Source organism: Pseudomonas izuensis (assembly GCF_009861505.1).
Taxonomy (GTDB): domain Bacteria; phylum Pseudomonadota; class Gammaproteobacteria; order Pseudomonadales; family Pseudomonadaceae; genus Aquipseudomonas; species Aquipseudomonas izuensis.
Window position 1 is genome coordinate 1 of the sequence record NZ_WTFT01000037.1, and the last position, 23,728, is coordinate 23,728.

The window sequence follows — 23,728 nt, forward strand, 5'->3', positions numbered from 1 at the left end:
ACTCACCGACTACGGCGGCGAGATCGTCTGGTCGGCCCGTTACACGGCCTACGGCAAACTGCGCCGGCTCAGCCACGGCGGCGGCGAACAGCTCGAGCAACCACTGCGCTTCCAGGGCCAGTACTGCGATGCTGAAAGCGGGCTGCACTACAACCGCCATCGTTATTACCAGCCGGACAGCGGACGGTATCTGACGCCGGATCCGCTGAAGTTGGCGGGTGGGTTGAATGGCTATCGCTATGTGCCGAACCCGACGGGGTGGGTGGATCCGTTGGGGTTGAGTGATTGTCCGGGTGGGGCTGGGTGTAAAAGGCCGGCGGTTGGGGAGCAGGATCCGACTGCGAAGGTTAAGGTTGATGAGGGAGAAGTTGCGCTTCCTTACTCAGAAAAAGAAAGCGAGTATTTATACCGTGGCGATACTCGCTCTCCGGGTGAAATTTTTGACTCTGGCTTTGTGAGCCTTGGAAAAAGTACAGATCTTCGACTTCATGTTTTGGACAACAAAAATCCACCGAGCAATTTTGTAAGCACATCCACTGACCCTGAAATAGGCATAGATTTCGGAACTGAGTACAGAACCACAAAAGGTTTTTTATATACACTGAAAAGAGTCGACGGCCATGACGTCAACAAAGTTCTTCACCCAAATGATATCCCCTACAGCTATGAAGATGAGATTGCAGTTCCTGATCGAATAAAAAGCGAAGACATACTAGGTGCGACCCCGCTAAGGAAAGATGGTAGTTACGTGGGACACTCTTTACCAAACCCTAATAGGAAGCGATAAATGACTTCTAAAAATATTTCCATATTGATCGAAGACCGATTAGAGGTAGCGGCTTTAGAGTACGTCAGACACCCAGCCACTCTACAAATCAAACTGGAGGACGGTTGGACAAAAAAATTCTCAGGGCTCGATCTTTACGAATGTCTTGGAAAAATAATCAAAGAGCGCCCTGATATTAAATTCCTATGTAAAGGTGCGAAAATAAGTGTACGTCCATCCAGCATGTCCTCACAGATGAGCTCGGGAATCGTGGCTTACGAACACAAGCTGGGTATCGAAGCATCTAGAAAAGACATTGTTAATATATTCGACTATGAAGATCAGGACATAATTAACGATCCACAAAAGCAAACCGATTATTTTTTTTGCTGGTTAGAATCAATTAAAAACGGTTCGCATTGAAAACACTAAGAGCCCAGCAAACCGCCGGGCTCGGACACTTCATCCTCCATCACATCCCCTTTCCCCATCGCTGCCGGTGAATTCCTCTCATGAACCGAGTGACAACAATCAACTCGGCTCACCCGAACAATCCTTCCCGGCAATGTCCGGATCTTCAGGAGTCGCCTCGACATCAGTCCGCTTGACGTCTTCATTAGGCACTTGCTCGACACCCGCGTCATCATCAGGTGGACGCTGATCGCGGCTCAAGGGATCGGTAGGTGAAGGCAGTGGATATTCAGGGGTATCGTCGATGTCGGTGTCTTTCGGATCAGCGTTCATGGAGCACCTCGTAGAGAGCCTGAAAGGCAGGCCCTGACATTTCGAGGCAGCGGCGATGCACGCGTTCGATCAGACAGACAATCGGTCATGCACTGGAACACAAAACCCGGCACTTGGCCGGGTTTATTCTGTCGGGCGATACCGACATCAGTGATGTTTGTTACGGTGATTATGCTTGTGTTTGTGGCCCCCACCGGAATGGGAACTGCCGTGGTCGCTGCCCAGATTGTTGCCGACCGCACCACCCGCAGCGCCACCGAGGCCTGCGCCGATGGTTGAACCGGTTGAGCCGCCGAGGCTGTTACCGATCACCGAACCGCCCGCCGAGCCCAGGCCACCACCGACCGCCGCTTCTGTGCGACTGCCCTTGCGCGCGCCGACTGCGCTACCGGCCGCGCCACCGACACCGGCGCCAATCGCAGCGCCGGTACTGCCGCCCATATGCCCGCCGACGACGTTACCCAGTGCGCCGCCAATCCCGCCGCCGACTGCGGCGTCGCCGTCACCGGCCGCCATTGCCAGGGGAGTGAGCAGCAGCCCGAGAATCAAGGCCGGTAGTAAGAGTCGTGTTGCACGATGGCTGTCAACTTCCTTGCCGCTGATATTCGCTGTCATGGCGTGCCTCGCAATCTTCAGGGATTTGAAGCTTTGAGGCCGCACAGAGAAAAACGTTCGTTTAACCGGATCGATCAACCCGCGATGACACGGTCGGCCGAGAGCTTGCCGGCGCCTTCGCTCAATACCGCGATGCTGCCACCGAGCAGGGCCAGGGCGAACTCGTAGCCGTTATTGGCCATGAACAGTCCGTGACTGATGTGCACCGAGAAGATCGCTACCAGCGAAAGAACTATCAGACCCAGCGCTGCCGGGCGAGCCAGCAAGCCAATGATCAGTGCCAGACCGGCGAAGAACTCGATACCGCCCGCCAACGTCGCCATCAGGTAGCCCGGCGTCAGGCCGAGGCTTTCCATGTACTGCGCGGTCCCGGCCAAGCCGTAGCCACCGAACGCCCCAAAGAGTTTCTGCGAGCCGTGAGCGGCGAAGATGATGCCGACAAAAATTCGCAGAACGGTCAGGCCGTAGCCAGCGCGGGTAAACAGAACCTTGTTGATCAGTGTGCTCATGCTGTGTCATCCATTGTGAGAGTGTGTGGGTTGGTCGCCATATTAATCAGTAAACATCATATTTAAAGCGCAAAAAACCGCTATAACACTTCAGTTTATTCGATCATTTTCGCAGGGCGACCTTTTGTCCCTGGGGCTCCAATGACTCTCGCTCCCGATCGAACGCCAGGTAATACTTGTTCACGCTATTAACATAGCTGACAGGTCCCATTCCCACCTGTTCCATGGCGATGCGCTCGACCTGGAAGAACCACTGATTCGGATTCAAGCCCCGCCGCCGCGCCTCGGCGCGCATTCCCTGAACCCGCTCCGGGCCAATGTTGTAGGCGGCCAGCACGAAGGCCATGCGCTCGCGCTCGTTGAGTTTTGGACTGGCGAAGAACTTGCGGCGAATCATTGCCAGGTACTTGGCCCCGGCCTGCACGTTGGCATCGAGATCCTGAATATTGTTGACCCCCACCCGCTGAGCCGCCGACGGTGTGATCTGCATCAGGCCGGTCGGGCCGCTGCCACTGCGGGCCATGGGTTGCAGGGCGGATTCCTTGAACGCCAGTGCTGCAAGGTTCAGCCAGTCCATGCCTTGGGCATCGGCGTGTTTCTGTAACACCGGGCGAAGTTTTTCCAGACGCTGCCGATCGGCCTTGGCCAAGGGATAGTGCACTTGATAGAGACGCCGATAGATCCGCAGGAAAGCCGCATCCTGGTCCGACGGTTTCTTGTAGCCACTGAGGAAGCGATCAATGCTCGCCCGCAGCATCGACGCATCGCGGCGCACAAACCAATACTCCTCGCCCGGCTCGCTGATCAGCACCTGCCGGTCGAAACGCAACTTGGGCAAGATCTTGCCCCAACGCTCGGCAATCGGCTGCTCGACGATGGTCAGGTGAAAGATTCCGCCCTGGACCATCTCCAGCACGTCCTCGACGGCCAGGCTCGGGTCAACCCACTCGATATTGACGGGTGGCAGTTTGTGCAGGGCGAGCTTCTGATTGATCTGGCTGACGGCATCCCCGGCCGCGCTGCCGGTGGGTAGGGCCAGGGTTTTACCCGAGAGTTGTTCGAGACGGGTGTATCGGCGTTCACCCTTGATCCCCACCAGCACCAGCGGAATGTTGCTGGCAATCGGTTCACTGGTGCTGACGGCGTACCCCGCTCGCAGATCGAGCAATTCCCCGGGCGCCACCAGATCGCCCTCCCCGCGCTGTAACGCGCCGAGCAGTTGATCCTTGGCCTTGGGGATGATTTTAAGGGTGATTTCCTGACCGTCGCGGGCGTGGCCGTTGAGGTATTGCTCGAAAGCGCGCAAGCGGTGGTATTCGACGCCGATGGCCTGGCCTTGGACTTCACCCGAGCTGTTGCGGCTCTGGTTGACCAGTACCCGCAACACGCGACTGTTGCGGATGTCCGTCAGATCGCGCACCTGGGTCGCCGGGACGGCTTGCAACGGCCCGGGCAGACGCGCAACCGCCGACATCGGCAGCAGCAGCGAACAGCACAGCAGTAGCAAAACCGAGGGACGAATCATCCACTCTCCGGAAAGAATTCGGGTCGACGACATGAGCGTTTTCATGCAATCAAACGACTGAAGTCACAGTGCCTGGAGCGCTGCAAAAGTGCGAAAGACTGGCACAGTGATAGCACTTTGACCATCCTGCCCTGCACGCGGCTCAGGGGCACGGCTCAGAAGACAGCTATAACTCGTTGTAGTTCTTGGTTTTTCTTATAAATCTACAGCTCTGATATGCTTTCCGGCCTTTGGTCCGAGGTAGCACCATGCAACTCATCGATATCGGCGTCAACCTGACCAACCCCAGTTTTGCCGACAAACACCAGGCTGTACTCGACCGCGCCTATGCCGCCGGGGTCTGCCAATTGGTGCTCACCGGCACCAATGTCGAGGGCAGCGAGCAGGCGCTGGAGTTGTGCCGGCAACTGGATGAGAGCGCACAACGGCTGTTCGCCACCGCCGGCATTCACCCCCACGCAGCCAGTGACTGGAATGCCGACAGCGCCCGCCAGCTGCGTAGCCTCCTGAAGGAATCGAACGTAGTGGCCGTGGGTGAATGCGGCCTGGATTTCAACCGCGATTTCTCGCCGCGCCCGCAGCAGGAAAAAGTCCTCGAAGAGCACCTGGCACTGGCCGTCGAATTGCAGTTGCCGGTGTTCCTGCACGAGCGCGATGCCAGTCAACGTTTGCTGGAGATCCTGCGCGACTACCGCGACCAGTTGCCGGCCGCGGTCGTGCACTGCTTCACCGGGGAAAAGAAGGCGCTGTTCAGCTACCTCGATATGGACCTGCACATCGGCATCACTGGCTGGATCTGCGACGAGCGCCGGGGCACGCACCTGCATCCACTGGTGAAAGAGATCAAGCGCGGGCGCCTCATGCTCGAAAGCGATGCCCCCTACCTGCTGCCGCGCAGTTTGCGTCCGAAGCCGAAAAATGGTCGCAATGAACCGGCGTACTTGACCGAAGTGTTGCGTGAAGTGGCGTTGCATCGCGGGGAAACTCAGGAAGACCTGGCGGAGCACACCACTGCCTGTGCGAGGGCGTTTTACGGGTTGCCGTCAATCTCGACATGAACTGGATTCCTGTGGGAGCGGGCTTGCCCGCGATGACGGAGGGCCAGTCGACATCGTTACCACCTGACACACCGAATCGCGGGCAAGCCCGCTCCCACTGGTTTATCGCAGTGTCAGTTGATCCACATCAACTCTGACCTCCCTGAGTAGCGGCACAATGCTGGCACCTTGCCAAAACTGTTTCCGCTATCAGAGAAGACCTCCATGGGTGCCTGGCTTAGCAATATCTCGCTGAAATACAAATTCTGGGCGGTGAATGCCGTCGCCTTCGTCACCACCCTGCTGCTGGTGCTGTACGCCGTGCAGCTCGAACAACAAGCCCGCAGCCAGGCCGCGCAGGTATCGGCCCAGGCTCAGGCACGCTTGCTCAGTGCCTGGCCTGCCGGGCAGCCGCTGCCAAAAGCCGAGAACCTGCTGACCTTCAGTCGCGGCCAGGCGCCAGTGTTCAATGGCCAGCCAATACCGGAACTGGCCAATAGTGCAAATGGCTGGGTCAAGATCAACGACCTGCGGATTTTCGGTGACAACCTGCTGTTGGGTGCCGAGGTATTCACACCCGCGGATGGCCAAAAGGTTGCGGTGATTGCCCGCGCCCCCAGTCTGAGTCAGGTGTTCAGCGAGCGCTTCGCGAACTATGCCGTAGCGGTATACATCCTGATGCTGGCCATGCTCGGCGCGTCGCAATTGTTGATCCGTTTCCTGCTCAGCCAGCTCAACACGTTGAAAGACGTGATGCTCCATGTCGAGAAAACCGGCGACCTGTCGGCCCGCGTCCCCCTGGCGTGCAACGACGAAGTCGGGCAAATGGCCAACGCCTTCAATGCCATGCAGGCTGGCTATCAGCGGGTGGTCAATACCGTCGCCAGCACCGCCCGGCAACTGGATGAAGGTGCCGCGCGGCTGGCGTCGAGCATGAATGAAGTGCGTCACGGCATGCTTGGTCAACAGAGTGAAACCGATCAGGCGGCCACGGCCATCAATGAAATGACGGCCACCGTCCACCATATTGCCCAGCACGCTGGCGCCACCCGCGACCTCTCGCAATCGGCCGATAGCCTGGCCGGCAGCGGGCAGGCCGTGGTCATGCGCGTGCAGCAGTCGATTGCCGGGCTGTCCACCGGTGTACAGCAAACCGCCGAGATGATTCAGCGCCTGGCCGAAGACAGCCAGAAGATCAACGGTGTGGTCAATGTGATCCACAGCATTGCCGAGCAGACCAATCTGCTGGCGCTGAACGCAGCAATCGAAGCGGCGCGGGCCGGTGAAATGGGGCGCGGCTTTGCCGTGGTCGCCGATGAAGTGCGCAACCTGGCCAAGCGTGTGCAGACGTCCACCGACGAGATCACCGTGATGGTATCGGCGTTGCAGGCCGGAACGCGGGACGCCGTGGACTTCATGCAGGAGAGTTCGTTCAAGGCCGATGACTGCGTGCAACAGGCGCAAGAGGCTGGCGCGGCGCTGGCACAAATCACCGGGGCGGTGGCGCAGATGCGTGAAAGCAATACGCAGATTGCAGTGGCGGCCGAGCAGCAAAGTCAGGTGGCGGAGGAGATGAATCGGGCGGTGGTGAGTATCCGTGATGTGACCGAGAACACCGTGCAGCAGACGGTCAGCTCGGCGACCACCAGTCATGAGTTGGCGGTGTTGGCCGGGGAGTTGAACAAGGCCATAGGGCAGCTCAGGCTTTAAGGGCCCCTTCGCGGGCAAGCCCGCTCCCACAGGTCGATCACTATTCCCTGTGGGAGCGGGCTTGCCCGCGATGGCGTCATCAAGGTCAACATCAATATTGACCATTGCCCCTATCACTCCGATAGCCAACCTTGATTCGCGGCCTGCATTTACCGGGCCTATCCTTCAATCATGTGTTCAACATGGACTTGAGGATCAGCATCATGGGTAAACGTCACCCCAACCTTCCCGCCTGGCAATGGCGTGCCTACCCGAACAATCACCAGCACCCGACCAATCTGGTGTTGCACCTGATTGCCGTGCCGCTGTTCATCGTGGCGTTTCTGTTGATTGTTTGCGGGGTGTTCAACCTGAATCTGGCGAACCTCGCCATCGGCGTCATCGGTGTGATCGCAGCGCTGGGTTTGCAACGTCACGGTCACAGCCTTGAAGCGCAAGCTGCCGAGCCGTTCAGTGACCGCAAAGACGCGGTGTCGCGCCTGATGGTCGAGCAGTTTCTGACCTTTCCGCGTTTTTTCCTCAGTGGCGGCTGGTGGCGCGCCTGGCGTGAGCGCCACCGCCGTCATTGATCAGGCGTGTACTGATCAGGCAAACACTGTGACCGTCTGCCGACTCATGGCAATCAAGCGGCCTTCCACATCCCACAGCTTCGCCGCCGCGTGGCCATAACCGTCGGCGGCGTGCTCGGTTTCGACCAGGTATTTGCACCAGTCCAGTGTGCTCAGCTCCAGCAAGGGCTGCACGAATTCGATGGTCCAGGTCAGCGTGCTGCCCATGGCCGGTTTTTTCAGAAACGGCATCACGGCCGGTGGCCAGGCGTCCACCAGCGCCAGAATATGCGCTTCGCTGACCGCCTCTTCCTTCACATCGCCGCGCAAACGCACCCAGCCGCCCATTTGGCGTGAGGTGCTACCGGTGAACGGCATTCCGCCGACACTCCAGCGCATCGCCAGATGGCGCATGAACTCCGGAATGACGCCTTCAATGAAAGGCAGCTCCTGGCAGTCGTCCCAATGCTTCATCTCTGGCGCAGGGTGTGCCGACACTGCGACCTCCGAAGGCCGCGAGGCACCGAAGCTGCCCTGGATCAAGGTCACTACCTGGCCGTTCTGCACCGCCCGGCCAAGCACCTGGCTAACTGCCTTGCCTTCACGCAACACATCGACTTCAAAACTGACAGGCACTTCAGGTTCGACCGGTCCGACGAAGGTAATCGCCAGCGAGCGCACCGGACGATCCGCCGGTACCTTTGCGCGCATGGCTTCGTACTGCAAGGCGGCCACCAGGCCACCGAAACTGGCTCGCCCTTGCGCCCATCCCGCCGGGATAGACAGCTCCAGCGGCTGGCGGCGGACGGCGTCGAGCAGATCGGAAAAGCGCATGAAAACCTCAAGGACAGGAAAACGATGAAGGGATCTTAACCAGACGGCGAAGGCTGTACAGCGCGTATTCCGGCCAAATGCACTGACAGAAGAGCCGCCCCCCTGTAGGAGCGAGCTTGCTCGCTCCTACAGGGGGTTTGCATGGTTCAGGATTTGAAGCAGGCCTTGTCGAGTTTGTCGAGGACCCGGTCTGCACGCTGTTCAGCCTTGGCCATGGCGGTTTTCCAGGTCGCGACACAGGGCTGCAGATCTGCTTCGTGCTCCGCCATGGCCAGCCATTGCAGGCAATCATGCCAGTCGCCCAAAGCACCCTGGGCCGCCTTGAGCCTGGGCATCGCCGCTTGCGGCAAACGGTCCAGCTCGGGATAGGCTTCGATACCATAGCGAACGCGTTTGATCAGCAGACGCAAACGATGACGGTCGTGGGCCGGGTCGTGCAGGGCTTTGTCGAGTTTCTTCCACTGCTTCGCCAGGCGTTTTTCGATGAGCTTGCCCAGTCCGTTGAGCAGTTCTTGACGCTGGGCTGCCCGCAAAAAGCGTGGAAACGCATCGAGGATCAACAGTAACTGCGTGAGTTCCATGCTCGTCGCCACGGCCGGGTAGGCCTGAGCCATCTGGACCATGCGGCGCCGCGCGGCCTCAGGCTGACCATGCTGGAGCAGGTACGCCGCCAGCACCTCGCGATCGCGCAATGGAGTGGTCAGGTCGCCAACGTGGGATGCCGCCGCCTCCAGTTGTTCAACGCCGGGCAAGCCGCGCAATGGCCGCAACAGGCTGCGCAACCGACGCACCGTGGTGCGAAGATCATGCAAGGCTTCAGGATCGGTGCGGGCACTCAAGCGGGCCTGAATAGCCAGCAGACGGACTTCCAGACCCAGGACATGGGCCACCAACCGATTGATCATGGGGGGAGCACTCCGTAATCAATACCAAACTGTAGGAGCTGGCTTGCCAGCGATAGCGACTTCAAAGTCGCGTGATCGTTGCGGTCATTTCGCCAGCAAGCCGGCTCCTACAGGATTAGCAGTGTTTTTAACGCCCCGCTCTCGACTCGCGAATATAAAAACGCGCCTTCTCGGCTTTCTTGGCGCAGCCCTCAAACCCTTCGAATTGCTGCTGGGTCTTGGCTGCGGTCAACAGCGACAGGGCCTTGGAGTAGCTGACAGTGCCGGCGAAACCCTCAGCCTTGGCCAGATCCAGTTCATGCCACGCCGCATCGAGCCCGCTGCCGCAGCTGTCGCGATAGGCGGTTTTGCCGGCACAACCGGCGAGTACCAGGGCAATCAATGGCACACAGATCCAGGCTTTCATTACTTACACCTCAAAGATAGGAAACAGTCATGCAGGTAGGACGGTGTGGCGCGGGAAAAGTGCCGTCCATCGCCTGCGCAAACTATAGTGCTGGCGAGAATAATCAAGTGCCGCCATAAGCTGTCGAAAAAACGACGCACTCACTCCAGCCAGCGACCTTAACGATTGAAGCGCGGCCCTCGATGGGTGCATTGTTGAAGCATTCGAACGAGGGCGATCCATGAAAAAGCGTGTCGCACTGGTGTTGGGCTCGGGTGGAGCCCGGGGTTATGCCCATATCGGCGTCATCCAGGAGATCGAGCGGCGGGGCTACGACATCGCCTGCATCGCCGGTTGCTCCATGGGGGCGGTAGTCGGCGGGATCTACGCTGCCGGCAAACTGGATGATTATCGCGACTGGATCGAGAGCCTGGATTACCTCGACGTGTTACGCCTGGTGGATGTCAGTTTTCGTCTCGGCGCGATTCGCGGGGAAAAGGTGTTCGGGCAGATCCGCAAGATCGTCGGCGAGATCAATATCGAAGACCTGCGCATCCCCTATACGGCCGTGGCCACCGATCTGACCAACCAGCAGGAAATCTGGTTCCAGGAAGGTTGCCTGCACCAGGCCATGCGGGCCTCGGCAGCAATACCCAGCCTGTTTACCCCGGTGATGCAGGGCAATCGCATGCTGGTGGACGGCGGCATTCTCAACCCGTTGCCGATCGTGCCCGTGGTATCGAGTCATTGCGATTTGATCATCGCGGTCAACCTCAACTCCACCAACCAGCGTCACTATAAGATGCCGGTGATCCAGCGGCCCGCCGCGTTCAAGACCCGATTCGACAACCTGATCAGTTCGCTCGGCTCGAAGATGCCGTTCCGGCGCACGCAGGCGGAACAATTACTCAAACTGGAAAAGGAAGCGATGTTGGCGGAGGCAGGCGAGATCAACCCATGGATCGAATCCGCCGAACCCGAAGCCCAACAGCCCGCCGCCGCCCCTGAACGTGACGGCGCGCCAAAATCGGCCACCGGGTCGTTCATTATCGACAACGTCGGGCCGGCGTCCTTGCTGGATTTGATCAACCAGAGTTTCGAGGTGATGCAGACCTCGTTGGCGCAGTACAAGATCGCCGGGTATCCACCGGATATCCTGATCAACGTGCCGAAGCGGGTGTGCCGGTTTTTCGAGTTTTACAAGGCGCCGGAGCTGATCGCGCTGGGGCGGGAGATTGCGCGGGATACGCTGGATCGGTATGAGAACGAGCGGGATTCCTGAGGTTTCTGCGCTGGATTTGAGGGCCTCATCGCGGGCAAGCCTTGCTCCCACAGGTCCGTGTCGTACGCAATATTTGTGAACGACACGGACCTGTGGGAGCAAGGCTTGCCCGCGATGGGGCCGCATCATTCAGCACAAATCTAAAGGCTACCCTCACTCAACAACCGATACCCCACTCCCGCTTCGGTGACGATAAACCGCGGCTGCGTCGGATCATCCGCCAGTTTCTGCCGTAAATGCCCGACCACAATCCGCAAATAATGGCTGTCTTCGGTATGGGTCGGGCCCCAGATGTCCTTGAGCAGTTGCTGTTGGGTGATGACCCGTCCCGGATGCCGCGCCAGTTGCGCCAGCACCGCGTATTCCTTGCGCGTCAGTGCGACTTCGCTGCCATCGAGCATCACCCGGCGATACGCCAGGTCTACCGTCAGCGGGCCGAAGGTCAGCGCCGCTTGCTGCGCTTCGCCCACCGGGGCCTGTCGCAACAGCGCGCGTATCCGTGCCAGGAATTCCTGAATACCAAAGGGTTTGGTCACGTAGTCATTGGCGCCACCGTCCAGGGCTTCAACCTTCTGCCCTTCGCCGGCACGCACCGAAAGCACCAGTACCGGCGCCGTCGACCACTCGCGAAACTCACGCAACACCTGTTGGCCGTCCATGTCCGGCAACCCCAGGTCGAGTACCAGTAGGTCCGGTTTATTCAGCGCGGCCTGGGCCAACCCTTCGTTGCCGGTGCCCGCCTCCAGTACCTTGTAACCCTGGGAAACGAGGCTGATGCGCAGGAATTTGCGGATCTGCGGTTCGTCGTCGATGACCAAAATGGTCGCGGTCTGGCTCATGGATTCACATCAACAAGGAGAATTGGCAAAAGAGTAACGCAAGCACGATCAGGCTTCACCTTCGTACCCCGGCTGCGCCTGCAATGGCAGATGCAAGGTAATGCAGGTGCCCCGCCCTTCGATACCGTCGGCGACACTGATCCGTCCGCCATGGGCGCCCACCATTCCCTGACAGATCGCCAGCCCCAGCCCGGTCCCCTGCCCGCCGCGATCACCGCGGGCGGCGGTGTAGAACATGTCGAAAATCTTCTCCCGCTCTGCCTCCGGAATCCCCGGCCCTTCGTCACTCACAGAGAAAAACAATTCGTTGTCGTCAGCCCCGGCACTCAATTGCAGGCGCCCACGGGAGGGCGAGAATCGCGCGGCGTTTTCCATCACATTGATCAACGCCTGTTCGATCAGCGCCGCATGGACGAACAGCAGCGGCAGCTCCGCCGGTACTTCGATGCTGACCTGCAACGGCGCCAGCACCGCGCGCAGGCGATTGAGTGCACTCCCGACGATGTCCGCCGGCGATACCCAGTCCCGCGCCAGCTTCAGGGCGCCGTGACCGAGGCGAGTCATGTCCAGCAGGTTCTGGATGTAACGATCGAGGCGTTCGGCTTCATCGCGGGTGCCTTCAAGCAGTTCGCGGCGATCCTTCAGCGGGATCGCTTCGCCGAGGGCCAACAGGCTGTCGATGCTGCCGCGCATGGACGTCAGCGGGGTGCGCAAATCGTGGGACACCGAGGCCAGCAACGCACTGCGCAGCTGCTCGGTTTCGCCGTGCAGCCGCGCCGCCTCCAGGTCGTCGGCCAACTGAGCGCGGGCCAGTGCCTGGGCCAGCGGCTGGCTCAATGCGGTCAGCAAACGTCGGCGTTGGCCGCTCAGGGTCTGCCCCTCTTTGGCACACACGCCAAGCAGCGCCAGCGGTCCATCTTCCACCGACAATGGCCACCACCACCAACGCCCGAACGGCAGAGTACCGGTGCCCGCCCCTGCCGGTTGATCGTGTTGCCAGGCCCAATCGGCGGCGGCGCGTTCGGCTTCGGAGAATTCCAGCGGACCACCGGTTTCGACTTTCCAGCCACTCTGGCCGTCGCGATTGAGCAGGCACAGTTGCAGATCGCTCCAGCCATTGAGGTGTTGGGCCGCCGCGCTGATGACCGCCTGACGGTCGGTGGCGGCCGTCAGTTTGCGCGACAGGTCGAGCAGTTCGGTGGTTTCTTCCTGGGTGTCGCGCAGAGCCTGCAATTGCCGACGTTGCCGCGCCGCGAGGTTACCGGTGAGGGCTGCCATCAGCAGGAAGAACAGCAAGGTCAGCACGTCTTCTTCGCGCTGAATGCTGAAGGAAAAATTCGGCGGGATGAATAGAAAATCGTAGGTCAGAAACGACAGCGCGGCACAGGCCAGCGCCGGGCCGAGGCTGCTGCGCACCGCCACCAGCAACACGGCGGCGAGGAACACCAGCGAGATATTCGGCAGCGGCAGGACACTGGCCACGGCCCATGCCAAGGCACTGGCCAACACCGTCGCCACCACGGCCAGCGCATAGTCGAACCACACCAGCGGCTGTATCGAGCGTTGCCGTGGCTGATGCTGTTCATGGTCGCTGTCGAGCACATTGATTTCCAGGCCACTGGCATTGCGCAGCAATCGCGCCGCCAGGCCACCGCCAAACAGACGCCGGCGCAAACGCGGCCGGGACTGGCCGACCAGTACCAGGCTGGCGCGACGCTCGGCGGCGTGCTGGATCAGGGTCTTCGCCACCTCGCCGGCGCGCAGCAACACCACTTCGCCGCCCAGACGCTCGGCCAGTTGCTGGGCACTCTGCAAGCGCAGGCGCGATTGCTCGTCACGCACGCTGCCGTTGTCCACATGCACCAGGCTCCACGGCAGATGCCGACGCTGGGCGACGCGGCTGGCGTGACGCACCAGACGCTCGGCCTGGGTATCGCCATCGACACCGACCAGCAGTCGACCGCGCACCGCCGGTGCGGCCTGGCCAAGCTGACGATACCCCTGGGCCAGATCGTTATCGACCTGAGCCGCTGCAGTCTGCATCGCCAGCTCCCGCAACGCGGTGAGGTTGGTCTGGGAGAAATACGCATCGATCGCCGCCCGCGCCTGCTCCGGTACGTAAACCTTGCCGTCGCGCAGGCGCTCAAGCAGCTCGCGCGGGGGCAAGTCGATCAGCAGCAATTCGTAGGCTTCTTGCAGCACCCAGTCCGGCAGGGTTTCGCGGACCTGTACACCGGTAATACCGCGCACCTGATCGTTGAGGCTCTCCAGGTGCTGGACGTTGACCGTGGTGTACACATCGATGCCGGCGGCGAGCAGTTCCTGAATGTCTTGCCAGCGTTTGGCGTGGCGGCTGCCCGGTGCGTTGGTGTGGGCCAGTTCGTCCACCAGCACCAGTTTCGGTTTGGCCGCGAGGACGCCATCGAGGTCCATTTCTTCGAGGGTCACGCCGCGGTATTCCGAGCGCACCAGCGGTTGCTGCGGCAAACCGCCGAGCAGTGCTTCGGTCTCGGCGCGGCCATGGGTCTCGACCACGCCGGCGATGAGCTTCACGCCTTGACGCAGTTGGGTGTGGGCCGCTTGCAGCATGGCGTAGGTCTTGCCGACTCCGGGCGCGGCGCCGAGGAAAACCTTGAGCCGGCCGCGACCATCGCGGGGCAGATTGGCTAACAGCGCGTCGGCGCGGCCGGAGTCGCTCATGCTTGGGAATCTCTTAATTCAGATGATGATGTGGTGCCTTTGATGCCGTCATCGCGAGCAGGCTCGCTCCTACAGGGGTATGCATTCCTATGTAGGAGTGAGCCTGCTCGCGAATGGCCGCGCCGCCGATCTAGAGTTTTTCCAGCGCCAGATTCAACTCAAGCACATTCACCACCGGCGGTCCCACCAGTGGCCGCTCGATGTGCGCGTCCAGCAGGTTTTGCAGAGTCGCCACCGGCAGGTTGCGCACTGCGGCGACACGCGCCAGTTGATAGGCAATTGCGGCCGGTGGCAAGTGGGGATCGAGACCACTGCCGGAGGTGGTGAGCATTGCCAATGGCACCGGACCCTGGCCGGGCACCAGCAGTTTGTTGGCGTCGTCGAACACGCGAGTGGCCAGGGCCGGGTTGCTCGGTGACAGGTTGCTGGCGCCGCTCGACACGGTGGCAAATGCACCGGCCGATGGGCGTGGGTGGAACCAGGCGTCACCGACGAAATCCTGGGCAATCAGCGAAGAGCCGCGGACCTTGCCATCGGCATCGCGGACCAGGCTGCCATTGGCCTGATCCGGGAACGCGACCTGGGCCACGCCGGTGACCACCAGGGGATAGGCGACGCCGGTGATCAGGGTCATCAGGACCAGCAGGCTCAGGGCCGGACGTATCATTGTGGACATTTCAAAATCCTCGAATTGTAGGAGCGAGCTTGCTCGCGATGAACCGATGATCACTGCGTTCATCCAGACAGAACGCGTTATCGTTAACGCCCATCGCTAGCAAGCTAGCTCCTACAGTGGGTGTAGGTGTGTTTGCTTAAACCAGATGCATCGCCGTCAACAGCATGTCGATGGCCTTGATGCCCACGAACGGCACCAGAATCCCGCCCAGCCCATAGATCAGCAGGTTGCGTCGCAGCAATGCCGCCGCGCTCGCCGCCTGCACCCGTACACCACGCAGTGCCAGGGGAATCAGCACGACGATGATCAGGGCGTTGAACACGATCGCCGAGAGAATCGCGCTCTGCGGGCTGCTCAAGTGCATGATGTTCAGCACGCCGAGTTGCGGGTAGATCGCGGCAAACAGCGCCGGCAGGATCGCGAAGTACTTGGCCACGTCGTTGGCGATGGAGAACGTGGTCAGCGCACCGCGGGTCACCAGCAATTCCTTGCCGATCTGCACCACGTCCAGCAGCTTGGTCGGGTCGCTGTCGAGGTCGACCATGTTGGCCGCCTCGCGCGCGGCCTGGGTGCCATCGTTCATCGCCATGCCCACGTCAGCCTGGGCCAGGGCCGGGGCGTCGTTGGCGCCGTCGCCGCACATGGCGACCAGGCGACCGTCGTTCTGCTCGTGACGAATGCGCGCCAGTTTTTTCTCCGGCGTGGCTTCGGCCAACACATCGTCCACACCTGCTTCGGCGGCAATCGCCGCAGCGGTCAGCGGGTTGTCACCGGTCACCATGACCGTGCGAATCCCCAGTTTGCGCAATTCGGCGAAACGTTCGCGGATGCCGGGCTTGACCACGTCCTTGAGATGGATGGCACCAAGCAGTTTTCCGTCGGCGCACACCAGCAACGGCGTGCCACCACTCTGGGCAATTTTGTCGATTTCCCGGGACAGCGACGCGGCCAGATCGGTGCGCTTGAGGCCGACGAACGCCAGCAGCGAATCCACGGCGCCCTTGCGATACACGCGGCCCTGATAGTCGACACCCGACAACCGGGTTTCGGCGCTGAAGGGTACGGCGGTCAGTAATTCGCTGGCCGGTTCAGGCTGCGGTTGAGTGCCACGAAGGTATTCGACGATGGATTTACCTTCCGCCGTGTCATCGGCCAGCGAGGCAAACAAGGCACCCTCTGCCAGCTCCCTGACGGTGACGCCCGGTGCCGCAATGACAGCGGTGCAACGACGGTTACCGAAGGTGATGGTGCCGGTCTTGTCCAGCAGCAGGACGTGCACGTCCCCCGCTGCTTCCACCGCGCGGCCGGACTTGGCGATCACGTTCAACCGCACGAGGCGATCCATCCCGGCAATACCGATGGCGGACAGCAAACCACCGATGGTGGTCGGAATCAGCGTGACCAATAACGCCACCAGGAACACCAGCGGCAGGCTGCCATTGGCAAAGTGCGCGAACGGTTGCAGCGTGACCACGACCAACAGGAAGATCAGGGTCAGGCCGATCAGCAGGATGTCGAGTGCCACTTCGTTCGGGGTTTTCTGCCGTTTGGCGCCTTCGACCAGAGCGATCATGCGGTCCAGCGTCGACTCACCGGGGTTGGCGGTGATCTTCACCAGCAGCCAGTCAGAGACCAAGCGGGTATTGCCGGTGACGGCCGAACGATCGCCGCCGGACTCACGAATCACCGGCGCCGATTCACCGGTGATCGCTGCTTCGTTGACCGCGGCGATGCCTTCGATCACTTCACCGTCACCCGGGATCATCTCCCCGGCTTCGACGCGTACCACATCGCCCTTGCGCAGGCTGGTGGCCGGCACCACTTGAAAGGTGCCGTTACTGGTTTTTCGGCGGGCGCTCAAACCTTCGCTGCCGGCCTTGAGGCTGTCGGCGCGGGCCTTGCCGCGGCCTTCGGCCAGGGCCTCGGCGAAGTTGGCGAACAGCACGGTGAACCACAGCCACACCGCGATTTGCGCCGCGACGAAGGTCGGCACCGCCGTGTCCGGCACGAAGCACAACACGGTGGTCAGGACCGCTGTCAGCTCGACCACCAGCATCACCGGCGCGCGTTGCAATTGCCGTGGGTCGAGCTTGACGAAGGCTTGCAACAGCGCCGGGCGCCAGAGGGCCGAGATCGCGGTTTTCGGTTGTTCCGGCGCTTTGGCAGCGACGGTTTTGGTTACAGGCATATTCATGATGGATTCCTTAGAAGCCCATACTCAGGTATTCTGCGATTGGCCCAAGTGCCAGGGTTGGCAGAAAGGTCAGGCCGCCCACCAGCAAAATGGTCACGGTCAACAGGGTCACGAACAACGGGCCGTGGGTCGGGAAGCTGTTCTGGCCAATCGGCGCGGTTTTCTTCGCCGCCAGACTGCCGGCCAGGGCCATGACCGGGAGGATGTAGCCGAAACGACCGATCAACATCCCCAGGCTCAGCATCAGGTTGTGGAACGGGGTGTTGGCGCTGAAACCACCGAACGCGGAACCGTTGTTGGCACTGGCCGAGGTGTAGGCGTAGAGCAGCTGACTGAAACCGTGGGCGCCGGGGTTGCTCACCGCGGCCACCGGGCCTGGCAGGCTGGCGGCAATCGCGCCGAGCACCAGCACGCCAATCGGCATGACCAGCAAGGTTGCCACCAGCAATTGCACTTCCCTGGCCTGCAGCTTTTTACCGAGGTATTCCGGGGTGCGGCCGATCATCAGGCCGGCGAGGAATACCGCGACCAGCACGTTGAGCAACATGCCGTAGAGCCCGGCACCGACGCCGCCGAAGATCACTTCGCCGACCATCATGTTGACCAGCGCCACCATGCCGGTCAGAGGATTGAGGCTGTCGTGCATGGCGTTGACCGAACCGTTCGAGGCTGCCGTCGTAGTCACCGACCACAACACGGTGGCAGTGGTACCGAACCGCGCTTCCTTGCCTTCCAGTGGCGCAGCCTGTTCGACGGCGACGTTGTTCAAGGCCGGGTTCGGTTGATATTCCGCCCACAACGAAGTGGCGCCGCCGATCAGGAACAGCGCGAGCATGCAGGCAATGATCGCCCGGCTCTGACGCTGGTCTTTCACGTAATGGCCGAAGGTGAACACCAGCGCGACCGGAATCAGAATGATCGACGCCAGTTCAAACAGGTTGGCCCAGGCAGTCGGGTTCTCGAACGGATGCGCCGAGTTGACACCGAAGAAGCCGCCGCCGTTGGTGCCCAGTTGCTTGATCGCAATCTGGCTGGCGGCAGGACCCAGCGGAATCACCTGATCGACGCCCTGCATCGTCACCGCATTCACGTATTGCGCGAAGGTTTGCGGCACGCCCTGCCACACCAGATAAAGCGCCAGCAGCAGGCACAGCGGCAGCAACCCGTAGAGGGTGGCGCGGGTCATGTCGACCCAGAAGTTACCGAGGTTGCGGGTGGATTTGCGACCGATGCCACGGCACAGAGCAACCAGTACAGCGAGCCCGGTGGCGGCGCTGACGAAGTTCTGCACGGTGAGGCCGACCATCTGGCTCAGGTAGCTCAGGGACGCTTCACCGCTGTAGGCCTGCCAGTTGGTGTTGGTCATGAAGCTGATGGCGGTGTTGAACGCGAGGGTCCACTCCTGGCCCGGCAGGTTTTGCGGGTTGAGCGGCAAATGGTCCTGGAACAACAGGATCGCGAACAGCAGCAGGAAACCCGCGAGGTTGAAGGCGAGCAAGGCCAGGGTGTACGTCTGCCAGCTCTGTTCGGCCTGCGGATCGACCCCGGACAACCGGTAGCAACCACGCTCGACCGGACCGAGGATCGGCGTCAGCCAGGTGCGCTGGCCCTCCATTACCTTGTAGTAGAAGCGCCCGAGAAACGGCGCCGGGACCAATACCACCGCGAAAAACGCGAGGATCAGCCAATAGTCATAACTGTGCATAGCCGCTCCTAGTTCCGGTCCGCGCGCAACAGCGCAACCAACAGATAAATGAACAGCCCCACTGCCAACAGCAGTGACACCCCGTCCAGAACGCTCATGGAAGATCTCCGTGTTACGGCGTATTGCCGCGTGTGGTTCATTGTCGGAAGGAAGGCTGTAAAGGAACGAGACCGAGGGGCGCGGCGGGGCATAAAGAAAGCGTAAAGAATGGGTTTACGCTGGGGTTACGCCTGGGTTTTTGGTGGGTTTTCCATATCGGCCCTCGTGCCGGTCAGCACTTTGCGCAAGAATGTGGGCCATCGTGCTTATTGCTGGAGAAACACCATGAATGTAATCACCACCGACCTGCCCGGTGTTCTGATCATCGAGCCCAAGGTATATGGTGATGAGCGGGGCTTTTTTTACGAGAGCTTCAACGCCAAGGCTTTTGAGGATGCCACAGGCCTAACCACTCAGTTCGTTCAGGACAATCATTCACGCTCTCAAAAAGGCGTGTTGCGTGGCCTGCATTACCAGCTGGAAAACACCCAGGGCAAATTGGTCCGCGTGACGGCAGGTGAAGTACTCGACGTGGCAGTGGACATTCGCCGCAGCTCACCGCATTTCGGCAAATGGGTTGCCGTGCGCCTGACCGCCGAGAACCGTCGCCAACTCTGGGTTCCGGAAGGTTTCGCGCACGGCTTCGTGGTGTTGAGTGATTTCGCCGAGTTCCTCTACAAAACCACCAATTACTACACTCCGTCAGCTGAGCGCAGCATTCGTTGGAACGATCCGGACCTTGCCATCGACTGGCAATTTGACGAAGCCCCGCAATTGTCCGCGAAGGACCAGGCTGGGCAATTGTTCAAGGACGCTGAAGTCTTTTCCTGAATCCAGGCGCACAATTGAACCACTGCGAAAATTAGTCGCTCAAAAGTGGTAAGCGCGATCGATTGGCAAAACCCGTCAATCGGCCTGCCTTCAAGGAGACTCCTATGCCCTGGTATGCCTGGTTGATTCTGATCGTTGCAATCGGCTCGATCGTTGGCGGCCTGATGATGCTGCGTGACACTGCCAACAAGGTCGAGTTGACCGATGAACAACGTAGACGCGTGGCCGAACGCAACGCGGAAGCGGACGCCAAGGATGCGCAGGACCGCTAGATAAAAAAGATCGCAGCCTTCGGCAGCTCCTACAGGGAAACGCATATTCCGTGCAGGCGCTGCCGAAGGCTGCGATTTTTTTTGCAGTTACTTTTCCCAATCCGCCTTGGCAATGTGCAGGCCATGCAGCCCTTTGTACGACGCACGCTCCGGCTGGCTCCAGCCCTCCAGCAATGAATCCTCCAGACGATAGATCTCCACCCCTAATGGACGACACACGCTCAGCGGGTCCTGTGCATCCGGCCCCCACATGGCCAGCGACAAATCACCGCCCGGACAGGTCGACAGTGCACACAGCAGATCGATCTCGGCAAAAAACTCCAGGTAGTCGCCCTTCTGCGCCGGACAGGCTTTCATGAAGTACATGTCGTCGTGATTCAGTCCCGTGCACTGGAAGATGTTCAGCACGTCATGCACGTCGAATTCGGTCAGGCCATGGGGCAGCACTGCGCGGGTCAGATTGGAATGGCAGTGATGATGGAAATCTTCGCCGGTGAGCATTTTGTTCACATAGGGATCGCAGCGGGTGCCGAGCAAATCGTGCAGGCGACCACCATGCTCATCGATGCCGTAACCGGCCAGGCTATCATCGGTGATGGTCACCAGCGGCCGTAAAAACGGCAGGTTCGACCAGAGCCGGTCATGGGTGCTGACGTGTGCCCCCTGCAACTGTCGGGTGCGCGAAGCCCAAAGCCGTTCGCGCGGGTCGTGGGCATTCCAGACGTTGAAGTCCCCCACCTGCGGACCGACAGGGGTCGTCACTCTGAACACATGCCCGGCCGGGACGTTCCAGGCGCGGCCAGTGCGAATCGGCACTTCGAACGACTCGATCAACGTGCGCCCGTCCTTCGCGTCACGCACCCGTTCGTAGAAGGCTTTGTCCACCTGCAAGGCCGAGCCTTTGCTGACTTGATAGGCCGCCGGATAGTCTTTGTACATGGCACGAATCCTCGATCAGTGATGGGAGTCTGGAACAAGCATTTGCAACAGCAGGTATTCGGAGTCGTCGAGATAACAGCTCATCGCATCCTCGGCGGCGGGCTTGTCACCCTCGACCAGCAACTCATGGATATGTCGGTCGCGAGCCAGCCAGGGCGCCTGAAAACTCGATTCGTCGGGAGCGGTGCAGAACACCAGGCGCAATTGCGCCACGACATTGGTGAAGAATTCATCGAATAACGGACTGCGCAGCAACCCGACGATGTGTTGATGAAAGGCCAGGCTGTGGGTGCCGACCGCGCGCCAGTCTTCGCGCTCCCGGGCCAGTTCGGTGGCGTCAAGGGCTTCGAGCATCCGGTCGGATTGATAGTCGCGCAGCGGTTGACTCGTGTGGATGGCCTGCAACTCCAGCGTGCGTCGAACCTTGAACAGATCCCGCACATCCTCAAGCCCCGGGCGGCGCACCATCACGCCTTTATTGCGCACATAACGGGTCAGGCCTTCCTGCCCCAGCCGATGCAAGGCTTCACGAATGGTATTGCGCGAGGCGTTGTAGGCCGATACCAGGTCATTTTCCACCAGTGCCATACCGGGCAGTAAACGACCGCCAATGATATCGGCACGCAACTCCAATGTGATGTGATCGGCCAGGGACAGTCCGCTGTTCATACTCAACGCCTCAGGATTGTTCAACAATCGTCAACTTATGAGTAATCACTATTCATGCCAAGAAATGCGTCCATTTGCGCCCGATTCGACGCATCTGCACGCTTTTTAGAAATAGAAGTACAGTCACCATCCAATTTTCATTGGTTAATATGGCGCATTGATGCGGAGATATCAGATGCGTTACTCGCAGGACCATAAAGCCCAGACCCACCAGCGCATCATCAAGGAAGCCTCAGAACGCTTTCGCCGTGACGGTATCGGCGCAACCGGCCTGCAACCTCTGATGAAGTCGCTGGGCCTGACACACGGTGGCTTTTACTCGCACTTCAAATCCAAGGACGAGTTGGTGGAAAAGGCGTTACAAGCCGCTGGCGATCAGGTCGCCGGGGTGTGCGCCGAGCTGTTCGCCCAGGATCGCCCGCTGCAGGCATTCATCGATACGTACTTGTCGGAATGGCACAAGACTTCGCCCCACGAAGGTTGCCCGCTGCTGACCATTTCTTCGGAGCTGGGCTTACGTGGCCAGCCGAGTCCAACCAGCGACGTGGTGCTCAAGGCCCGACTCGACCAGATCGAGGGCACCCTTGAAGGCGAAAACGCCGACGACCGCAGCATTGTCATCATGGCTACGCTCGTCGGCGCCCTGTTGTTATCGCGCAGCGTCGCCGACGTCGAGTTCGCCCAGCGGATACTCGACGTCACGCGCGAACACCTCAATTCACAGGACTAACCCTGCCAACGCTTGAACAACACGCTGGCATTGACTCCACCAAACCCGAAGCCATTGGACAACGCGTATTCGATGGCCATCGGCCTGGCCTGGCCGTGGACAATGTCCACGCCTTCGGTGGCGGGGTCCGGATCATCGAAGTTCAGTGTCGCGGGGACAACCTGGTCGCGAATCGCCAGCAGCGTGAAGATCGCTTCAAGCCCACCTGCCGCGCCGAGCAAATGCCCTGTGGCCGACTTGGTGGAGGTCACCGCTATGCCGTTTTGCGCACCGAACAATGCCTTGATCGCCGCCAGCTCTCCCAGATCGCCTACCGGTGTCGAGGTTGCGTGCGCATTCAGATGCTGAACCTGATCCGGTGAAACGCCCGCCTGAGCCAATGCCAACGACATCGCGCGACGCGCACCGTTGCCGTCTTCGGGACCCGCGGTCAGGTGAAAAGCATCGGCGCTGGTACCGTAGCCGACCAGCTCCGCCAGAGGCTGTGCTCCACGGGCCAAGGCATGTTCCAGGGACTCGATCACCAGCAGGCCGGCACCTTCGCCCATGACAAAGCCATCACGGCCACTGTCGAAGGGGCGCGAGGCACGTTCCGGGGTGTCGTTGTAAGCGCTGGACAAGGCGCGAGCGGCAGCAAATCCCGCGAGGCTGACCCGATCGATCGCCGCCTCCGCGCCGCCACACACCGCGATATCCGCTTCACCGGAACGAATCAGCCGCGCCGCGTCACCAATCGCCTGGACCCCAGCCGCACACGCTGTCACCGGGGCACCCAGCGGACCTTTGAAACCGTGCTGGATCGACACATGCCCCGCCGCCAGGTTGACCAGGAACGATGGGATAGTGAATGGCGACAACCGCCGCGGGCCTCGGCTGTCTGTCGTGCGTACCGCATCGGCAATTGCACCGAAACCACCCACGCCGGAACCGATGATAGTGGCCGTGCGCTCCTGGTCGTCGGCGGTCTGCGCTTGCCAACCGGCCTGCTCCAGCGCCTGACGCGCCGCTTCCATGGCAAACAGAATGAAGCGGTCCATCTTTTTCTGTTCTTTGGGTGGCGTCGCCAGGTCCGGGTTGAATCCCGCCTCGGCATCGTCCGCCAGGGTCGGCACTGCACCACCGACCCTGGCCGGCAGATCGGCTATCACTTCGTCCGGCAAATTGCGCAACCCGGAACGCCCGGCCAACAGACGCCCCCAGACCACTTCGACTCCGCTACCCAGCGGAGACACCAGGCCCATCCCTGTTACAACCACTCGACGATCGTTCATACC

Annotated in this window: 25 protein-coding genes; 9 read left to right on the forward strand and 16 right to left on the reverse strand. The window is 60.5% G+C overall.

The window, feature by feature from the left end; all coding sequences use genetic code 11:
• Positions 1–787: RHS repeat-associated core domain-containing protein (locus tag GPL81_RS24770; RefSeq protein ID WP_281355070.1), on the forward strand; the 787-nt coding region annotated here is incomplete at its 5' end.
• Positions 788–1,189 (forward strand): hypothetical protein, encoded by a 402-nt coding sequence (locus GPL81_RS24775; protein WP_160108852.1) that lies wholly within the window; start codon positions 788–790, stop codon positions 1,187–1,189.
• Positions 1,190–1,297: 108 nt separating this feature from the next.
• On the opposite strand, the gene GPL81_RS24780 is transcribed toward GPL81_RS24775, so the two are convergent.
• The 4 genes from GPL81_RS24780 to GPL81_RS24795 all read right to left on the reverse strand — a co-directional run bounded on the left by GPL81_RS24780 (position 1,298) and on the right by GPL81_RS24795 (position 4,159).
• Positions 1,298–1,510, reverse strand: a complete 213-nt coding sequence (locus GPL81_RS24780; protein WP_160108853.1) for a hypothetical protein — start codon at positions 1,508–1,510, stop codon at positions 1,298–1,300.
• A 147-nt stretch (positions 1,511–1,657) separates the two neighbouring features.
• Positions 1,658–2,026, reverse strand: a complete 369-nt coding sequence (locus GPL81_RS24785) for a glycine zipper domain-containing protein (protein ID WP_425502616.1) — start codon at positions 2,024–2,026, stop codon at positions 1,658–1,660.
• Positions 2,027–2,199: 173 nt separating this feature from the next.
• Positions 2,200–2,634, reverse strand: coding sequence for a DoxX family protein (locus GPL81_RS24790; RefSeq protein WP_096512780.1), 435 nt, complete (start codon positions 2,632–2,634; stop codon positions 2,200–2,202).
• Between the two features lie 103 nt (positions 2,635–2,737).
• Positions 2,738–4,159: an MltF family protein gene (locus GPL81_RS24795; protein WP_160108945.1), complete on the reverse strand. Its 1,422-nt coding sequence runs from the start codon at positions 4,157–4,159 to the stop codon at positions 2,738–2,740.
• Positions 4,160–4,407: 248 nt separating this feature from the next.
• Here GPL81_RS24795 and GPL81_RS24800 point away from each other — a divergent pair, with 248 nt between their 5' ends.
• The 3 genes from GPL81_RS24800 (at position 4,408) to GPL81_RS24810 (ending at position 7,475) form a co-directional block, all read left to right on the forward strand.
• Entirely contained in the window at positions 4,408–5,217 is an 810-nt protein-coding gene (locus tag GPL81_RS24800; protein WP_160108855.1) for a TatD family hydrolase, read from the forward strand.
• A 204-nt stretch (positions 5,218–5,421) separates the two neighbouring features.
• Positions 5,422–6,906, forward strand: a complete 1,485-nt coding sequence (locus GPL81_RS24805) for a methyl-accepting chemotaxis protein (RefSeq protein ID WP_160108856.1) — start codon at positions 5,422–5,424, stop codon at positions 6,904–6,906.
• A gap of 203 nt (positions 6,907–7,109) precedes the next feature.
• Entirely contained in the window at positions 7,110–7,475 is a 366-nt protein-coding gene (locus GPL81_RS24810; protein WP_096515514.1) for an Mpo1-like protein, read from the forward strand.
• 15 nt (positions 7,476–7,490) lie between these two features.
• On the opposite strand, the gene GPL81_RS24815 is transcribed toward GPL81_RS24810, so the two are convergent.
• The 3 genes from GPL81_RS24815 to GPL81_RS24825 form a co-directional block, all read right to left on the reverse strand.
• Positions 7,491–8,288: an acyl-CoA thioesterase gene (locus tag GPL81_RS24815; protein WP_121103783.1), complete on the reverse strand. Its 798-nt coding sequence runs from the start codon at positions 8,286–8,288 to the stop codon at positions 7,491–7,493.
• A 146-nt stretch (positions 8,289–8,434) separates the two neighbouring features.
• Complete coding sequence (locus GPL81_RS24820; protein WP_160108857.1) at positions 8,435–9,193, reverse strand: CHAD domain-containing protein; 759 nt, start codon at positions 9,191–9,193, stop codon at positions 8,435–8,437.
• Between the two features lie 127 nt (positions 9,194–9,320).
• Positions 9,321–9,599: a hypothetical protein gene (locus GPL81_RS24825; RefSeq protein WP_096512786.1), complete on the reverse strand. Its 279-nt coding sequence runs from the start codon at positions 9,597–9,599 to the stop codon at positions 9,321–9,323.
• Between the two features lie 220 nt (positions 9,600–9,819).
• Here GPL81_RS24825 and GPL81_RS24830 point away from each other — a divergent pair, with 220 nt between their 5' ends.
• Positions 9,820–10,860, forward strand: a complete 1,041-nt coding sequence (locus GPL81_RS24830; RefSeq protein ID WP_160108858.1) for a patatin-like phospholipase family protein — start codon at positions 9,820–9,822, stop codon at positions 10,858–10,860.
• A gap of 140 nt (positions 10,861–11,000) precedes the next feature.
• On the opposite strand, the gene GPL81_RS24835 is transcribed toward GPL81_RS24830, so the two are convergent.
• The 6 genes from GPL81_RS24835 to kdpF form a co-directional block, all read right to left on the reverse strand.
• The gene (locus GPL81_RS24835; protein WP_160108859.1) at positions 11,001–11,699 is read right to left on the reverse strand and encodes a response regulator; all 699 of its coding nucleotides are present in this window, start codon (positions 11,697–11,699) and stop codon (positions 11,001–11,003) included.
• Between the two features lie 48 nt (positions 11,700–11,747).
• The gene (locus GPL81_RS24840) at positions 11,748–14,399 is read right to left on the reverse strand and encodes a sensor histidine kinase (protein WP_160108860.1); all 2,652 of its coding nucleotides are present in this window, start codon (positions 14,397–14,399) and stop codon (positions 11,748–11,750) included.
• A gap of 130 nt (positions 14,400–14,529) precedes the next feature.
• Positions 14,530–15,075, reverse strand: a complete 546-nt coding sequence (gene kdpC / locus GPL81_RS24845; protein WP_160108861.1) for a potassium-transporting ATPase subunit KdpC — start codon at positions 15,073–15,075, stop codon at positions 14,530–14,532.
• Positions 15,076–15,211: 136 nt separating this feature from the next.
• Complete coding sequence (gene kdpB / locus GPL81_RS24850; protein WP_160108862.1) at positions 15,212–17,269, reverse strand: potassium-transporting ATPase subunit KdpB; 2,058 nt, start codon at positions 17,267–17,269, stop codon at positions 15,212–15,214.
• Positions 17,270–17,279: 10 nt separating this feature from the next.
• A complete protein-coding gene (gene kdpA, locus GPL81_RS24855; RefSeq protein WP_160108863.1) occupies positions 17,280–18,974 on the reverse strand; it encodes a potassium-transporting ATPase subunit KdpA in 1,695 nt (564 codons plus the stop codon).
• 8 nt (positions 18,975–18,982) lie between these two features.
• Positions 18,983–19,072, reverse strand: a complete 90-nt coding sequence (gene kdpF / locus GPL81_RS24860; protein WP_007899818.1) for a K(+)-transporting ATPase subunit F — start codon at positions 19,070–19,072, stop codon at positions 18,983–18,985.
• A 226-nt stretch (positions 19,073–19,298) separates the two neighbouring features.
• On the opposite strand from kdpF, the gene rfbC reads away from it, so the two are divergent.
• Positions 19,299–19,844 carry a dTDP-4-dehydrorhamnose 3,5-epimerase gene (rfbC, locus tag GPL81_RS24865; RefSeq protein ID WP_160108864.1) on the forward strand — a complete coding sequence of 182 codons (546 nt, stop codon included), beginning with the start codon at positions 19,299–19,301 and terminating at the stop codon, positions 19,842–19,844.
• A 104-nt stretch (positions 19,845–19,948) separates the two neighbouring features.
• A complete protein-coding gene (locus tag GPL81_RS24870; RefSeq protein WP_096512793.1) occupies positions 19,949–20,116 on the forward strand; it encodes a DUF2897 family protein in 168 nt (55 codons plus the stop codon).
• A gap of 87 nt (positions 20,117–20,203) precedes the next feature.
• Here GPL81_RS24870 and GPL81_RS24875 read toward each other — a convergent pair whose 3' ends face one another.
• Complete coding sequence (locus GPL81_RS24875) at positions 20,204–21,055, reverse strand: urea carboxylase-associated family protein (protein ID WP_160108865.1); 852 nt, start codon at positions 21,053–21,055, stop codon at positions 20,204–20,206.
• 15 nt (positions 21,056–21,070) lie between these two features.
• Positions 21,071–21,724, reverse strand: a complete 654-nt coding sequence (locus GPL81_RS24880) for a GntR family transcriptional regulator (protein ID WP_160108866.1) — start codon at positions 21,722–21,724, stop codon at positions 21,071–21,073.
• Positions 21,725–21,899: 175 nt separating this feature from the next.
• Here GPL81_RS24880 and GPL81_RS24885 point away from each other — a divergent pair, with 175 nt between their 5' ends.
• Entirely contained in the window at positions 21,900–22,454 is a 555-nt protein-coding gene (locus tag GPL81_RS24885; protein WP_160108867.1) for a TetR/AcrR family transcriptional regulator, read from the forward strand.
• Here the strand turns inward: GPL81_RS24885 and fabF are convergent.
• Positions 22,451–23,725 carry a beta-ketoacyl-ACP synthase II gene (gene fabF / locus GPL81_RS24890; RefSeq protein WP_160108868.1) on the reverse strand — a complete coding sequence of 425 codons (1,275 nt, stop codon included), beginning with the start codon at positions 23,723–23,725 and terminating at the stop codon, positions 22,451–22,453. The two genes, GPL81_RS24885 and fabF, sit on opposite strands and share 4 nt — an antisense overlap.
• Between the last annotated feature and the right edge of the window lie 3 nt (positions 23,726–23,728).